Genomic DNA, 15,247 nt, shown 5'->3' with positions numbered 1-15,247 from the left:
TGACCCAGCCGGTCTCGGGYCTTGATCAGGATTCGGCCGGGCTGAGCAGGCGCTTCAGCTGACCGAAGCTGATGCCAGTGGTGGCGGTGGCGAGGTCACCGGCGGCCAGGGCGGTGGCCGCCTGCTGGAGCGCGGTCATGGCATGGGCGTAGAGGGCCACGCCCAGGCTGATCCGTCGGACGCCGGCCTGCTGGAGCTCGGCGACGGTCAGGGTCTTGTCCGTGGGAGAGACGACGACGTTGACCGGCTTGGGCGCGACGGCCCTGACGATGGCGGTCACGGCGGCGAGGTCTGGCGGGAAAGGCGCGTAGAGGACGTCGGCGCCGGCCTCCGCGAAGGCGGTCAGGCGGCGGATGGTGTCGTCGAGGTCGGGCCGGCCCTGAAGGTAGTTGTCGGTTCGGCCGGTGACGACGATCCGGCCCTTGGACGCGGCGACGGCGTGGCGGACCCGGTCGACGGCCTCGTCGAAGGGGCGGATGGGCTGCTCCGGGTCGCCGGAGGTGTCCTCGATGCCGATCCCGGCGATGCCGGCGTCGATCGAGGCTTCGACGGTCGCGGCGACGTCGCGCGGCGTCTGGCCGTAGCCGTCCTCGAAGTCGCCGTTGACCGGCAGCCCGGTGAGCCGGGCGAGCAGGGCCGCATGGTCCAGGTGCTCCTGGCGGCTGACCGCGTGCCGGCCGTCGAGGCGGCCCAGGGCGGCCGCGAGCGCGGCCGATGACGTTCCGATCGCCTCGAACCCGGCGTCGGCCAGCAGGAGGGCGGACAGCCCGTCCCAGGCGTTGGGCATGACGAGCCCGCCGGCGCGGGTGTGCAGGGCCAGGAAGCGCTCGTAGATCTCGGAGTCAGCCATGGCGAAAGCCTCTCAGGGTCGGTTGGACGTGGCAGCTCAGGTCGAGCGCCAGCGCACCTGCTCACCTACGCACTGGAGTGTGAGGGACTCGTGCTCGCGGGGCCCAGCCGTCGGCGAGCTGCCGCCGAATTCGGTTTCAGTGGTTCCGCGCGATCCGCGGGCCCAGCCGGTCCCGCCGGGACGCCCCGGCGGGACCGGCCATGTCGTCAGGTCAGGTGAGCCGGGAGCCGTCGGCCGGGTTGTAGGGCCGGATCTCGGCGAGGCGCCGGTCGCGCAGTTTGCTGGTCCAGGCGGGTTCGGACAGCAGGGCACGGCCGAGCGCGACGAGGTCGAACTCGTCGCGGGCGAACAGGTCCAGCAAAGGGGCGAGGCTCAGCGACGCGACGGTGCCCTTGTCGTCATGGAAGGCCGTCGGCACTCCCACGGAGCCGATCGCGATCGTGGGAAGACCGGTCAGGTGCTTGGCCCAGCCGGCCAGGGTGCGCGTCGAGCCGTCGAACGCCGGCAGCCAGTAACGGCGCGTCGAGACGTGCAACGCGGTGGCGCCGGCGTCGACGAGCGGGGCGAGCAGCGTCTCGAGCTCGTGGGCGGTGTCGGCGACGCGGGCGTCGTAGTAGCCGCCCTTCCACTGCGAGAACCGGTAGATCACGGGGAACTCGGGACCCACCTCGCCCCGGACCGCGGCGACGACCTCCGCCCCGACCCGGGCCCGGTTGGCCAGGCTTCCGCCGTAGGCATCCACCCGGCGGTTGGTCTGTGGCCAGAAGAACTGGTCCAGCAGGTACCCGTGCGCGCCGTGCAGCTCGACGCCGTCGAATCCGATCCGCCGCGCGTCCGCCGCGGCGCGGGCGAACGAGGCGACGAGTGCGTCGATCTCCGCGGTCGTCGCCTCGTCGCCGACGGCCGTGCCATCGGCCCGCAGGCCGGACGGGCTCAGCACCGGCGCGGACGGATGCGGCGGCGACCCGGGCGTGCGGGTCACGCCGAGATGCCAGAGCTGCGGCACGATCCGCCCGCCGGCGCCGTGCACCGCGTCGACCACACGGCGCCAGCCGGCCAGCGCGTCGTCACCGTAGAAACGCGGCACCCGGTCGCTGGCCCCGGCCGACGGGTGATCCACGTAGGTGCCCTCGGTCACCACCAGGCCGACGTGCGCGGCGCGGCGCGCGTAGTAGGCGGCCACGTCCTCGCCCGGCACGCCACCCGGGGAGAACTGGCGGGTCATGGGCGCCATCACGAAGCGGTTGCGCAGCTCGAGACCCGGMAGTGAGAAGGGCGTGAACAGCGGCGCCGCGTCGGTGCCGTCCAACAGGCGCGTGCTGTCCTCCGGTGCGACGGACGTCGGTGCGGCGGGACTCGTGGATGCGGTCACAAAGGGTCCAATCCGAGCCCCTGCCTCGATGTTCCGGCAGCCGCCCGAAGCGCCGCCCGGTCCCATCCACTACTGATCGCCCACCGCTCACCGCCGACCATTGCTCACCACCAGCCACCGGGTGTCCTTGTGGGACATACCGTGCCGACGTGAGCGTGAGCATGCTGTGGATGGTCTCGGCCCTGGACGCGCGTGCGCTGGACCGGTGGGCTCCGGTCTGGACGAATCTTTTCGACGGATACGCGTCCCGGGAGGACCTGCGGGCTCGTTGGCGGCGCTGGCTTGATGACGGTCAGCCGGATGAGTCGTTCGCCCAGATGTTCTCCGCCGTAGCTCACGGTGGCTGGAAAGACTTTTGGGAATTCTCCAACGAGTGCGCATCGGAATTGCTTACCGATGTCCACGTCACTCGGCGGTGCTCCGCGCCTGAAGCGTTTTTCCACGCGATCGGACCAGCGCGTGCCCGATCCCTGCCCGGATTCCTCGGCAACTTCGTCCTGAAACCTGGCGAGCTCCCGGCGTTGTTGCCAGGAATCCTGGCCGCCTTTTCCTTCCCCCCGCACGAGCGCATTCAGGTCCGGGACCGGGTGGACGAGGCGCTCGCCGATTCCGCGCCGCGCGACATCGACGACGTCCTCGACACGCTTCCTCGTCGCGCCCGATGGGCGGCGGATAATACCATGGGTCTGGTCAGTATCTGTCAGGCGATCATGTGAGCGGACCCCGCGTCCTCACTCGTCCGCACTCCCGCGGTGGCCTGTCCGTGCGCTCCCGAGCGGATGCGCGCGCGGGATTTGAACGTTGGTCAATGGCGGGGGCCGAGCCGCACGGGCGCCCGGATGCCGTCGACGCGACCAAGGCTGGCCCCGGGCGCGGGGCGGACCAGTTCCGCTCACGGATTTTGGCTGGTCAGCTGGCTCACTAGCCTAGAAGTGCCAGCCGATGGTCCTTTATAGCCAGGACCACAGTCCCGGCAACCCGTTTGCCGCATCGCCCGAGCCTGCAGTTTCACTCTGCAACAGAGGCCTAAAGGCCTATGTGGGCACTTAGGTGCCATTTTTTCCTTTTGTGGGCGCTCGTTACGTTCTCGCCGCTCCCGGTTCCCCCCAAACCGGGACGGCGCCCGGCCCCCCACCGGGCAGCCAGCGACGAGGAAGGTGCTCGCGACGATGGTGCTCAAGAACGGAACTCTGTTTGCATTTGTGGCGTTGGCCGCGGCTTCGGCCGGAGGCGTCTCCGGTTGCCCGGGACCCGACACAGGGCCGTCCACACCCACGAAGTGCGCCGACGTGGAGGTCGTCTTCGCCCGCGGCAGCGGTGAGCTGCCGGGCCTCGGGATCACCGGTGGCCCGTTCGTCAGCTCCCTGAAGGCCAACCTGACGGGCAAGACGGTGAACTCGTATGCCGTGAACTACGCGGCCGACATCGCCCAGACCTCGGCCGGCCCCGGCGCCACCGACATGACCAACCATGTCACCTCGGTGGCCGCCGAATGCCCGAACACCAAGTTCGTGCTCGGCGGATATTCGCAGGGTGCCAGCGTCACTGACATCGCGATCGGAATTCCGACGTTTCTCGGCAGTGGCAAGACCATCCCGACGAACCTGGCCCCGCGGGTCTCGGCGGTCGTCGTGTTCGGCAACCCGCTGGCGCTGTCCGGGCAGCACATCCCGACCGCCAGCAAGCTCTACGGCCCCAAGTCCCAGGAGTTCTGCGCGTTGGGTGACCCGGTCTGCGCCAACGGCGCCAACGGCGCGGCCCACCTGACCTACGGCACCAACGGAATGACCACCCAGGGCGCGGTGTCCGCGGCCGGCAAGGTCAAGGCCTCCTGATCCCGTCCGGCGCCCGCGGCCGGTCAGAGCAGGTCGTGATCGCGGGCGTAGATGGCGCCTCGCCCCTGCCGCCCGTCTCCGCCGGTCCTGTCTCCGCCGGTCCCGCCTGATCCGGCCCACCCGGCGCGGACGGCCCGCGACGCCGCGATCGGCGATCGGCCTGGGTTACCGGGTTCGGGTCGTCCGCCCGTGCCCGGCCAGGCGGTCGCGTACCTCGGGGGCGAGGCCACCGAGCTGGGCGAGCTGGTGGCGCGCCTCGGCCGGGGTGATGCCGGGAACGTGCAGGCGGACGTTGACGGCGTCGCAGCCGGCGGTGATCACGTCGGCCGCGAGCCGCTCGGCCAGGGCGATCGGGTCGTCGTCGGCGACGAGAGCGTCGTCCGCCCAGTGGGAGACCGCCGCCGACGCCGCGTAACCGCGGTAGACCTGCACCTGCTTGGCCTGGCGGCTGGTCGGCGGCGGGCCGAGCCAGATCCGCCGGACGATGACGCGGGCTTGCTCGCCGCCCGCCTCGAGGTAGGCGTCGGCGAGCTGGCGGCAGCGTTCAAGGGCGGACATCGAGTCGAAGAGCAGGCCGGCACCGACGGCGGCGGCCCTGCGCACGGCCGCCGGGCTCATGGCCGCGCTGACGAGCGGGATCGGGGCGTCGGCGCAGGCCGCGACGGCCGGGTCGCCCGCCAGCGGCCCAGGATCGCGACCGGACAGGGCACCCGCCACGTCGGCGAGCCCGGCGGCGAACCGCTGCGTCAACCCGTCCTTGCTGGTTCCGAGAATGTCGAAGTCGTCCCGCAGCGACCCGGCGGCGACGCCCAGGCCCACGCGGCCCGGGAACCGGGCCGCCAGCCACGCCGTCTCCTCGATGACCAGTGCGGTCGGGCGCAGCGGGAGCAGCAACGGGCAGGCGGCCGCCCAACCCGAGGCCATGGCTTCCAGCGCCCAGCCGGCCATCTGCAACGGGTTGGGGATGTAGCCGGCGAACCCGCCGTGGTGCTCGCTGGTCATGACGCCGTCGAAGCCGGCGTCGCTGGCCAGCGCGGCCTGCGCCCGCAGCTCGGCGACCGTCCGCCGGGCGCTCATCGGCGGCTCCACCGCGTGCGGATAAAGACGTAACGAAACCGAACCCGCCGACAACGGCGCAGGCGGCGCCTTGACAGCACTCACGGTCGACCGCACCTCCACTCGCACTCGGAGACCGGCCGCGACCGCCCCAAGCTGCGTCGTCACCGTAGTCGTCGCCATCTGGAAAGGGGACTGGATCGGTCAGGAATGGAGAAGCGTTCGGTAGGGGGCCGCACCTAGCGTGATCGGCATGGCTTCCATCGAATCCGTCACCCTTGAGGTGGCCGACCCCACCGCCGCCAGCCGCTTCTACAACGACGCCTTCGACCTGGGCGACCAGATCCGTCTCCGGGCCTCGGACGAGCCGACGACCGGCTTCCGCGGGTTCACGCTGTCGCTCACCGTGCCTCAGCCGGCCGACGTCGACAGCCTCGTCGGCACCGCCCTCGACGCCGGCGCCTCGCCGCTGAAGCCCGTGACGAAGTCGTTCTGGGGCTACGGCGGCGTCGTCCAGGCCCCGGACGGGACGATCTTGAAGATCGCGACGTCGGCGAAGAAGGACAGCGGCCCGGCCAGCCGGGAGATCGGCCAGATCGTGCTCCTGCTGGGAGTCGCGGACGTGGTGGCGAGCAAGCGGTTCTACATAGACCACGGCCTCGCCGTCGGGAAGAGCTTCGCCCGCATGTACGTCGAGTTCGACACTCCTTCCAGCCCCGTCAAGCTGGCGCTCTACCGGCGCCGCGCACTCGCCAAGGACGCCGGCGTCTCTCCCGACGGGACCGGCTCGCACCGGCTCGTGATCGGCGGCGACACCGCGCCTTTCAACGACCCGGACGGGTTCGCGTGGGAGGCCTCGGCGGCGTCCCCTCCCCAGGCCCAGCTGTCCGAAGGCCAGCTGAACCGCGTCGCGGCCGAATAGGCCGGCGGCGCCCTCTCGGAGCCGGCCTACCTGGCCCGCTCGGCCCAGGYCACCCGCCGCGCCCGCGAGGCCGCGTAGCCGCTTGGACCGCGCGGACGATCTGCCGGTAGCACGAGCGGCGAGGCGCTGCTAACCTCACCGATTCGTCTTGTTTATTGAACCTGGTGAACTCTGCGCGTTTCGCCTGGCTCTGGCCGTCAGAGGTGCGGATGATGGCACGCCCCAATCGGCATCCTGTTCGGCGTCCGGCGCGGTTGGCGGCTGCCGTGGTCCTCACCTCGCTGATTCTTGCCTCCTGTGGCGGGTCCGGTGATTCGAAGCCGGAGGCGCCGCGGGCCGCCGTCGGCGCCGCGCCGGCCGCCGTGGGCACAGGCGCGGCGGTGGCCGCCAGAACGACGAAGGTGGCGTCGTTCGACGGCACCCAGATCGTGACGCACTTCTTCCCGGCCGCCGGCCTGCGGGCCGGCGGCCGTGCTCCCACCGTGCTGGACGGCCCCGGCTGGGGTCAGCCCGGTGAGACCGACCCGGCTGCGGCGACAGGCAGCATCGCGCCGCTGGTGGCCGCCGGCTACAACGTCGTGACGTGGGATCCGCGCGGCTTCGGCGGCTCCGGCGGAGCCGCGCACACCGACTACGCGCCGTTCGAGGGCCGCGACGTCGCGGCGCTGGTGGCCTGGCTCGCCCGGCAGCCGGAGACGCAGCTCGACGCGACCGGTGATCCCCGGGTCGGCATGGTCGGGGGCAGCTACGGCGGCGGAATCCAGTTCATCGCGGCGGCGTCCGATCCGCGCGTCGACGCGATCGTCCCGTCCATCGCCTGGAACTCCCTGCCGGACAGCCTCTATCCCGACGGTGTGAACAAGGCCGGCTGGGCCGGTCTGCTGTGCCAGATCGGCCAGAGCGGCAAGAACCGCCTCGACACGCATGTGGTCGACTCGTGCCGGGCGGCCACCGCGTTCGGCGTGCCGCCGGCGGACGTCATGGACTGGTATGCCGACCACGGCCCGGCGGCACTGCTCGGGAAGATCCGCGTGCCGACGCTGATCATCCAGGGCACTGTGGACACGCTCTTCCCGCTCGCTCAGGGCATCAGGAACTACCAGGCGCTGCGCGGCCGGGTACCGCTGAAGATGGTCTGGTTCTGCGGCGGGCACGGCGAGTGCCTGACGAATCCCGGGCCGGCCGACCACACCGAACAGCTCACCATCAGCTGGCTCGACCGGTACCTCCGGCAGCGCCAGGGCACGGCGACCGGCCCCGGGTTCGAGTACGTCGACGACACCGGTACCTGGTACGGCGCCGACTCGTACCCGCTCGCCGCCGCCGGTTCGCTCGCCGCCACCGGCCAGGGCGTCCTCACGCTCGACCCGAGCATGACGTCCGGGTCGCCGACCGCCGCCGCGCCGGCCGCCGCCGGCACGGCCGTCGAGGTGGCCGTCCCGCCGCCGTCGGCCGCGGGCGCGATCGTCGGCGCGCCGAAGCTCACGGTCGCCTACCAGGGCACCGCGGACCCGGCCGGGGCGGTCGTGTACGCCCAGCTCGTGGACACCGACCGGCACGTCGTCGTCGACAACCAGGCGGTCCCGGTCAAGCTCGATCTCGACGGGCAGCGGCACAGCGTCAGCGTCGATCTCGCCACGGTGGCGTGGCACGTGACGCCCGGCAGCCATCTGGTCCTGCAGGTGGTCGCCGGATCGGCCCTGTTCGCGCCGCAGAACTCCCGGGGCAGCGTTTCGCTCTCGCTGTCCCTGACCGTCCCGCTGGCAAAGGCCGGTACCCCCATCCCGGCCTCCTGACCTCATCCCGCCCGGCCTCCTGACCCGCCATCGGCGACGGCAGGATTCATTCGCGGTGAGCCCGGATGAACTCGGCGACCCGCTGACCGCCGCGACTACACGGGCCGGACGAAGGGGAACGCCAGCGTCTGGCGGATGGAGGCGCCGGTCAGCATCATGACCAGCCGGTCGACCCCGACTCCCAGGCCGCCCGTCGGCGGCATCGCGTACTCGAGCGCGGAGAGGAACGCCTCGTCGAGCTGCATCGCCTCCGGGTCCGCGGCGGCGAGCAGCGACTGCTCGGTGAGCCGGGCCCGCTGGTCGACCGGGTCGACGAGCTCGGAGTAGGCCGTGCCGATCTCGGTGCCGAAGGCGACCAGATCCCAGCGCTCGGCCAGCCGCGGGTCCCGGCGGTGGGCGCGGGTCAGCGGGGAGGTCTCGGTCGGGAAGTCGAGGTAGAAGGTCGGCTCGGTGGTCGCGGGCTCGACGAGCTCGTCGTAGAGCGCCGCGACGAGCGCGCCGGCGGCCGCGTCGAAGGGCGGGGTGACGCCCCGCTTCCGGCACAGGGCGGCGAGCTCGTCGCGGGGCGTGTCGACGGTGACGGGGTGGCCAGCGGCGGCGGAGACGGCGTCGTGCACGGTGACCGATCGCCACGGCCCGGACAGGTCGACGTCGACGGTCCGGCCATCCGGCCCTGGCCTGCGCGCGATCGGCGCGCCGTGGACGGCGGTGGCGACGGCGATGATCAGGTCGCGGGTCAGGTCGCGCATCGCCAGGTAGTCGCTGTAGGCCTCGTACGCCTCGACGGACGTGAACTCGGGGTTGTGCGTGGCGTCGGCGCCCTCGTTGCGGAAGTTCCTGTTCAGCTCGAAGACCCGCCGCATCCCGCCGACGCACAGCCGCTTGAGATACAGCTCCGGCGCGATCCGCAGGTAGAGCGTCGAGTCGTAGGCGTTGATGTGGGTGACGAACGGACGGGCGTTCGCGCCGCCGTGGACCGCCTGCAGCATGGGCGTCTCGACCTCGGTGAAGCTCCTGCCGGCGAAGAAGCGGCGGATCTCGCCCACCGCCTGTGAACGGTCGGTGAGCATCCTCCGGGCGTCGGGGTTGACGATCAGGTCGACGTGGCGCTGCCGGGCCCTGGCGTCGGGGTCGGTGAACCCGGCGCGGGCGTCCGGCAGCGGTCGCAGGCATTTCGCCGCCATCCGCCACTCGTCGACCAGCACCGACAGCTCGCCGCGCCGCGACGTCACCACCTCGCCGGTCACGCTCAGGTGGTCGCCGAGATCGACGGCCGCGCGGAACAGCCGGTGCGCGGCCGGATCGAGCCGGGCGCGCTCGACCATCGCCTGGATCGACGCGTCGCCTTCCCGCAGGACGGCGAAGATCAGCCCACCGTGATCACGCAGCGCGCGGACCCGTCCCGTCACCGACACCCGGCAGCCGGTCCGCGTGCCGGGCGCGAGGCCGCCGAACGGGTCGACGAGGTCGGCGAGGTCACTGTCGCGCGGGACGGCCACCGGGTAGGGATCCATGCCCGCGGCCCGCAGCAGGTCGAGCTTGGCGTACCGCACCCGCTGCTGCTCGGCGAGCCGGCGCCGGGGCGTGACGAGCTGGACCGCGGAACGCCGCTGCGCCGCGACCGCCTCGGTGAAGGGCATCTCCCGCCCGTCGTACTCGACGACCGCGCCCGGCCCGCGCTCCCGGGGACCGGCGAGGGCCGGCAGGAATCCCTCGGCCATCCCGGCGACGAGCGCGACCCTCGTCAGCGTGAGCGCCGAGTCATAGCACAGGTAGCGGGGCGTCCACCGCGGCAGGTAGCGGGCGTTCGAGCGGTACAGGCCCTCGATCTGCCAGAACCGGGAGGCGAAGGTGAGCAGCCGCGCGCCCAGGCGGGCGCCCGGCCGGGCTCCGACCCGTTCGGCCGCGCTGAAGACCTCCCGGAACGCCGCGAAGTTCAGCGAGATCGCGCGCACGCCGAGCTCGTCGCCCGCCGCCTGGACGAGGGCGGCGACCATCGCCTCGACCAGCCCGTTCTCCGCCTCCCGGTCGCGGCGCATCAGGTCGAGGGAGAGCCCGTGCGAGCCCCACGGGACCAGCGAGAGCAGGCCGCGCAGCCGGCCGTCGCCGTCGCGGGCGAGCACGGCGACGCACGCCTCGTCGGCCGGGTCGCCGATCCGCCCGAGCGCCATCGAGAACCCGCGCTCGGTGTCGTCGCCGCGCCAGTCCTCGGCGCGGCGCTCGATCTCGGCCAGCTCGGCGGGGCTCAGGGTCCCGTGCCGGGCCACGGCGATGGTGTAGCCGGCACGGCGGACGCGGCGCACCGCCCGCCGGACCGGCTCCATCGTCGGGCCCTGCAGGCTGAACTCGGCGACCTCGATGATCGCCTCGTCCCCGACCGGCAGCGCCTTGAGCCCGGCCGCGACGTAGGCCCGGGCGCCCTCCTCGCTGGCCGCCAGCACGGCGGGGAACCAGCCGAACCGGCGCGTCTCGGCGAGCCACGACTCGATCGCGCCCGCCCAGGCCGAGCGCGGCCCGATCGGGTCCGCGCTGGCCAGRCTGACGGCGGCGAGCACCCGGTAGGTCACGGCGGCGTCGGCCCGGGGCGAGAAGATCACGGACTTGTCGTGGCGGGTCGCGAAATAGCCGAGGGAGTCCCGCTGCCCGGCGCGCAGCAGCAGCCCGCGCACCGTCAGCTCGTCGGCCGCCGTGAGGTACGCCTTGGCCCGGGCGGACCTCAGGAAGACCACGGCCGCGGTGATGAGCGAGGCGGCGGAGATCAGGCCCGCCAGCGCGGCGACCCAGTGGTGGCCCCGCTGCCCTCGCCAGCCCACCTCCGACGAGTTCGGCTCGACGCCGAGCGCGGCCCGCGCTCCCCAGACGATCCTGCGGGTCGTGCCGGTCAGCTCGTCCGGGAACAGCAGCGTGAGTGTCACGGCCAACGCCACCGACACCGCCAGCCCGCCCACGAGCACGCCGAGCGCCCGCCATCGCGCGCCGGGCTCCAGCTGGGAGGAGAACGCCGGCCGGGCGAGCCACAGCAGCGTCACGACCGTCACGGTCAACGCCGCGTTGAGCACCAGGTACACCGTGCCCAGCGCCGTCAGATCCCGGACGTCCCGCGCGTCGGTCATGATCGCGATCAGCACCGCGATCAGATAACCGGCCGCGACGGCCTGGAACGCGAGCAGCAGCCAGAGCGCGGCCCGCATCCGCCGCCGGGCCGCGCCCGCGACGATGAACAGCAGGGCGGTGGAGAACAGGCTCGGGCTCACCGGAAGGTTGACCAGCCCGAACAGGTCGTCGACGCGGCGCGCCCAGTGAGCCCGCCGCAGCGCCAGGCTGACCAGCGACCAGCACGCCGCCGCGAGCAGGACCCGGGCCGCCACCGACGCGACCGCGTCTCGCCAGCCGTCGAGCAGTACACCGCGGGAGGGTGCCGTCCCCGCCGTGCCCGCCGGGTCATCCGTCGAGGAGGGGCCGTCTGTCGAGGAGGGGGCGAATTGCGTCACTGTGGCGGTACGCAGGGTAGCCTTCGTCACCGGACGAGTCTCCTACGTGCGCCGCCCGGCGCCATGTCGCAAGCTGCCCGGATGGCCGTGCGGACGGATATTTCCGGCGGACCGCTCGGCGGCAGGCGGCAGGCAGGGGTGGAGCCGGGGCGGGGAGGTCAGCGGGTCGTGGCGGCCGCGGGAAGCGGCAGCGTGTCGCCTCGCGCCAGGAAACGGACCTGGCCGTCCAGGTCGCGGGCGCGTATCTCGCGCTCGAAGTCCGCCAGCGGGGAACGGAACGCGCCGTAGTCGTCGTAGTGGATGGGCACCGTGGTGTGCGGCGCGATCAGCTCCATCAGGTCGGCGCCCTGCCGGGCGTCCATGGTGACGAGCATGCCCAGGATGCGGGTGCCGCCGAGATGGACCAGCATCAGGTCGATCGACGGGAACCGCTCGCGCACGGCGCGCAGCTCGTCGAACAGCAGCGTGTCGCCGGTGACGTAGATCGTGAAGGGGCGCGCGTCCGGGTGCTCGCTGAACTCGATGACGGTGCCCATCACGGGCGGGAGCCGCAGGCGACGGGCCGCGCCGAGGGCGTGCCGGCCCGGGGTGGCGGTGACCCGCAGCTGCGCGTCGTCCCGTGTCAGGTCGACCGCCTGCCAGGTCCGCATGCCACAGGCGGCTGGGAAGCCCCGGCCACGCAGGGTCTGGGCCGCCTCCAACGTGGTGATCACCGGGACGTTGCCGGCGAGTGCCCGGCGGGAGACCCGGTCGAAGTGGTCACCGTGGAGGTGGGACAGGTCGATCAGGTCCGGCGCGGGCATCCCGCCGGGGGGGAACACGGGTTCGGTGCGTCGCTTCGACCACAGGCCATGGCCCAGGTAGGCGCGTTGGCCGCGATGCAGGTAGTTGGGATCGGTGAGCACGGTGAACCCGGCGTGCCGGATGATCGTCGTAGCCGTCCCCACGAAGTAGATCAGGTTGTCGGTCGCGCCCGCTCCCTCCAGCCTGATCCGCTTGTTGCCCGTTTGATGGGCGTCGGAGAAATCCGTCACGCCTGGGGACGTGCCCATCATGCCGAGACCATACGCATGCGCAGCGTTACATATGCGCGGCGCGGGCCGCCCGGATCGAGTACCGCCGGCGCTCGAACCGAGCGTGCGAGGTCCAGTGCTGTCCGGGCATACGCGCGCCGCGTCGGCCGGCCGAGATCGTTCGCCACCCCGGCCCTTCTGGCCGCGCTGACCCTCGCCCACGGCCCTGAACGTGCTGCCGCCGCCGTGCTGTCGCGCCCGTTCCGCGTCCCGTGCCCGCTCCGTGTCTCCTGGCTGTTCCGTTGGCTGTTCCGTGCCCGCGCCCGCTCGTCAGCAGATGCGGGGGAGCTGTTCGCCGAGCGGCAGGTCGACGACTCGCGTCGCCCCGAACGCCGTCCTCGCGACGACCATGGCCGGGTGGTCCTCGACGACCGTCCCGACCAGGGCGGCGCCTCGGCCGTTCGGATGGTTGCGCATCGCCGCCAGCACCCGGTCCGCGTCGTCGGGCGCGACGAACGCGACCAGCTTGCCCTCGTTCGCCACATACAGCGGATCGAGGCCGAGGATGCCGCAGGCATCGGCGACCGCCTCCGGTACCGGCACCGACCGCTCCACGATGTCGATGCCCACGCCGGCCGCGCGGGCGATCTCGTTGAGCGAGGCCGCGAGACCCCCGCGGGTGGGATCGCGCAGGGCGTGCACATCGGGATGCCGGCCGGAGGAGCCGCGGTCGAGCATGGCCGCGACCAGGCCGTGCAGGGGCGCCGTGTCGCTCTCCAGGGCCGTGCCGAACTCCAGGCCCTCCCGGCAGCTCAGCACGGCGACGCCGTGCACCCCGAGATCGCCGCTGACCAGGACCGCGTCGCCGGGACGGACCCGGGCGGGGCGGATGTCCACCCCGTCAGGTATCAGCCCGATCCCCGCGGTGTTCACGAAGACGCCGTGGCCGTGGCCGGCGTCGACCACCTTGGTGTCGCCGGTGGCGAGGCGCACGCCGGCCTGGCGGGCGGCCGTGCCCATGGCCGTCGCGATCCGCGCCAGCTCGGCCAGCGGCGTCCCCTCCTCGAGGATGAACGCCGTCGACAGGCACAGCGGCCTCGCGCCGGACATGGCGAGGTCGTTGACCGTGCCGTTCACGGCCAGCTCGCCGATCGACCCGCCCGGGAAGAACAGCGGGCGCACCACATAGGAGTCGGTCGAGAAGGCGAGCCGGACCGACCCGACGGCGAGCACGGCGCAGTCGTCGAGCTCGGTCGCGGCCGCCTCGCCGAAGGCGGGCAGGAACAGATGCTCGACCAGCTCGGCGGACATGGCGCCGCCCCCGCCGTGCCCCATCACGATGGTCGGCGAGTCCCGCAACGGCGCCGGGCAGCTCCACGCCGCCGGATCCACCGCCTCGGCGGTCCTTGCTGCCTCTGCGGTCCTTGCTGTCTCGGTGACCGTGGTCACCGCGGTGGCCATCACCGCGGTGACCGTCCTCTCGGCGGCGGTCACCGGGCACCCGCCCGAGCCGGTTCCAGCCGCCGGTACAGGTAGTAGGCCGCGCAGGCGCCCTCGGACGAGACCATCGTCGCTCCCAGCGGGTGGCGAGGCGTGCACTCGGCGCCGAACGCGGCGCACTCGTGCGGCTTGAGGAGACCCTGCAGCACCTCGCCCGACCTGCACGCGGTGGACTCGTCGGCGCGCAGGCCGCCGACGTCGAAGCGGAGCTCGGCGTCGAACTCCTGGTACTCCGGAGAGAGCCGCCAGCCGGAACGCGGGATGGTGCCGATCCCGCGCCAGGCCCGGTCGGTCACCTCGAACACGGCGCTCAGCATCGCGCGCGCGGCGGCGTTCCCCTCGGCCTGCACGGCGCGGGGGTAGGCGTTGTCGACGACGTGCCGGCCCGCCTCCAGCTGGATCACCGCCCGGCGGATGCCCTCGAGGATGTCGAGCGGCTCGAAACCGGTGACCACGATCGGTACCCGGTACCGCTCGGCCAGCGGCGGGTACTCGTCGGTGCCCATCACGCTGCACACGTGCCCGGCGGCGAGGAACGCCTGGACCCGGCAGGACGGCGACTCCATGATCGCCGCCATCGCCGGCGGCACCAGGACGTGCGAGACCAGCAGCGAGAAGTTGCGCAGTCCCAGCCGCCGGGCCTGGTGGACGGCCATGGCGTTGGCCGGCGCCGTGGTCTCGAATCCGATACCGAAGAAGACCACCTGGCGGTCCGGGTTCTCGACCGCGAGCGTGACGGCGTCCAGCGGCGAGTAGACCACCCGGATGTCGCCGCCCGCGCTCTTCACTCCGAACAGGTCCGCCCGGCTGCCGGGGACGCGCAGCATGTCGCCGAAGGAGCAGAAGATGACGTCAGGCCGGCCGGCGATCTCCAGAGCCTTGTCGATGATCTCCAGCGGGGTGACGCAGACCGGGCAGCCGGGGCCGTGGATCAGCTCGATGCTCTCGGGAAGCAGCTGGTCGATGCCATGACGAATGATCGAGTGCGTCTGCCCGCCGCAGACCTCCATGAGTGCCCACGGCCGGGTGGTCACCGTGTGGATCTCCTTCAGCAGGCGCTCGGCCAGCTCGGGATCCCGGAACTCCTCCAGATACCTCACGGCGCGATCGCCCCCTTCTGCGTCCGTCCGCCGGCGGGTTCGGGATCCTGCGGCGCCGGTAGGACCGGGTCGGTGAACTCCTCGTCGAGCAGGCCGAACCGTCGGAACTCGGCGAGCGTCTCCAACGCGCGCCGCTCATCCAGGCGCTGGATGGCGAAACCGACGTGCACGATCACGTAGTCGTCGACGGCGACCTCGGGAAGGTACGCCAGGCAGACGTCCTTGCTGACCCCGCCGAAGTCGACCTCGGCCATCGGCGTCCCGTGCCGCTCGAACGTCCGGACAACCCTGCCCGGCACCGCCAGACACACC

General features: G+C 72.4%; 12 protein-coding genes. 4 read left to right on the top strand and 8 right to left on the bottom strand.

Annotated features, from left to right (window positions below):
- Positions 1–25: 25 nt before the first annotated feature.
- Positions 26–850, bottom strand: coding sequence for an isocitrate lyase/PEP mutase family protein (locus BL253_RS21620; protein WP_076818944.1), 825 nt, complete (start codon positions 848–850; stop codon positions 26–28).
- Positions 851–1,061: 211 nt separating this feature from the next.
- Positions 1,062–2,222, bottom strand: a complete 1,161-nt coding sequence (locus BL253_RS21615; RefSeq protein ID WP_241834991.1) for an NADH:flavin oxidoreductase — start codon at positions 2,220–2,222, stop codon at positions 1,062–1,064.
- A 149-nt stretch (positions 2,223–2,371) separates the two neighbouring features.
- Between BL253_RS21615 and BL253_RS21610 the strand changes: the two genes are divergently transcribed.
- Positions 2,372–2,938 (top strand): hypothetical protein, encoded by a 567-nt coding sequence (locus BL253_RS21610; protein ID WP_131831539.1) that lies wholly within the window; start codon positions 2,372–2,374, stop codon positions 2,936–2,938.
- Positions 2,939–3,511: 573 nt separating this feature from the next.
- On the top strand, positions 3,512–4,057 hold the full coding sequence (locus BL253_RS21605) for a cutinase family protein (RefSeq protein ID WP_241834990.1): 546 nt from the start codon (positions 3,512–3,514) through the stop codon (positions 4,055–4,057).
- 165 nt (positions 4,058–4,222) lie between these two features.
- On the opposite strand, the gene BL253_RS21600 is transcribed toward BL253_RS21605, so the two are convergent.
- The gene (locus tag BL253_RS21600; protein ID WP_076818942.1) at positions 4,223–5,134 is read right to left on the bottom strand and encodes an LLM class flavin-dependent oxidoreductase; all 912 of its coding nucleotides are present in this window, start codon (positions 5,132–5,134) and stop codon (positions 4,223–4,225) included.
- A 232-nt stretch (positions 5,135–5,366) separates the two neighbouring features.
- On the opposite strand from BL253_RS21600, the gene BL253_RS21595 reads away from it, so the two are divergent.
- Both BL253_RS21595 and BL253_RS21590 read left to right on the top strand, forming a co-directional pair.
- The gene (locus BL253_RS21595; RefSeq protein WP_076818989.1) at positions 5,367–6,035 is read left to right on the top strand and encodes a VOC family protein; all 669 of its coding nucleotides are present in this window, start codon (positions 5,367–5,369) and stop codon (positions 6,033–6,035) included.
- Positions 6,036–6,415: 380 nt separating this feature from the next.
- A complete protein-coding gene (locus BL253_RS21590) occupies positions 6,416–7,831 on the top strand; it encodes an alpha/beta hydrolase family protein (RefSeq protein WP_241834989.1) in 1,416 nt (471 codons plus the stop codon).
- A 95-nt stretch (positions 7,832–7,926) separates the two neighbouring features.
- Here BL253_RS21590 and lysX read toward each other — a convergent pair whose 3' ends face one another.
- From lysX to BL253_RS21565, 5 genes are all read right to left on the bottom strand, one after another.
- Positions 7,927–11,352: a bifunctional lysylphosphatidylglycerol synthetase/lysine--tRNA ligase LysX gene (lysX, locus tag BL253_RS21585; protein WP_096336057.1), complete on the bottom strand. Its 3,426-nt coding sequence runs from the start codon at positions 11,350–11,352 to the stop codon at positions 7,927–7,929.
- 128 nt (positions 11,353–11,480) lie between these two features.
- Positions 11,481–12,377: an MBL fold metallo-hydrolase gene (locus BL253_RS21580; RefSeq protein WP_198946344.1), complete on the bottom strand. Its 897-nt coding sequence runs from the start codon at positions 12,375–12,377 to the stop codon at positions 11,481–11,483.
- A gap of 288 nt (positions 12,378–12,665) precedes the next feature.
- Positions 12,666–13,829: a hydrogenase expression/formation protein HypE gene (hypE, locus tag BL253_RS21575; protein WP_476644118.1), complete on the bottom strand. Its 1,164-nt coding sequence runs from the start codon at positions 13,827–13,829 to the stop codon at positions 12,666–12,668.
- On the bottom strand, positions 13,826–14,935 hold the full coding sequence (gene hypD, locus BL253_RS21570) for a hydrogenase formation protein HypD (RefSeq protein ID WP_076818941.1): 1,110 nt from the start codon (positions 14,933–14,935) through the stop codon (positions 13,826–13,828). The genes hypE and hypD overlap by 4 nt, the downstream gene beginning before the upstream one ends.
- Entirely contained in the window at positions 14,932–15,234 is a 303-nt protein-coding gene (locus BL253_RS21565; RefSeq protein ID WP_338013732.1) for a HypC/HybG/HupF family hydrogenase formation chaperone, read from the bottom strand. The genes hypD and BL253_RS21565 overlap by 4 nt, the downstream gene beginning before the upstream one ends.
- Positions 15,235–15,247 lie beyond the last annotated feature (13 nt).

The organism is Pseudofrankia asymbiotica (genome assembly GCF_001983105.1).
In the GTDB taxonomy this organism is placed as follows: Bacteria; Actinomycetota; Actinomycetes; order Frankiales; family Frankiaceae; genus Pseudofrankia; species Pseudofrankia asymbiotica.
Note: the sequence above shows the minus strand (reverse complement) of the source record. Positions and strands in the feature narration are given on the sequence as shown.

Coding starts and splice junctions, on each gene's coding strand:
- BL253_RS21620 (WP_076818944.1), bottom strand. CDS start 850: ATGGCTGACTCCGAGATCTACGAGCGCTTCCTGGCCCTGCACACCCGC.
- BL253_RS21600 (WP_076818942.1), bottom strand. CDS start 5,134: ATGAGCGCCCGGCGGACGGTCGCCGAGCTGCGGGCGCAGGCCGCGCTG.
- BL253_RS21595 (WP_076818989.1), top strand. CDS start 5,367: ATGGCTTCCATCGAATCCGTCACCCTTGAGGTGGCCGACCCCACCGCC.
- BL253_RS21580 (WP_198946344.1), bottom strand. CDS start 12,377: ATGATGGGCACGTCCCCAGGCGTGACGGATTTCTCCGACGCCCATCAA.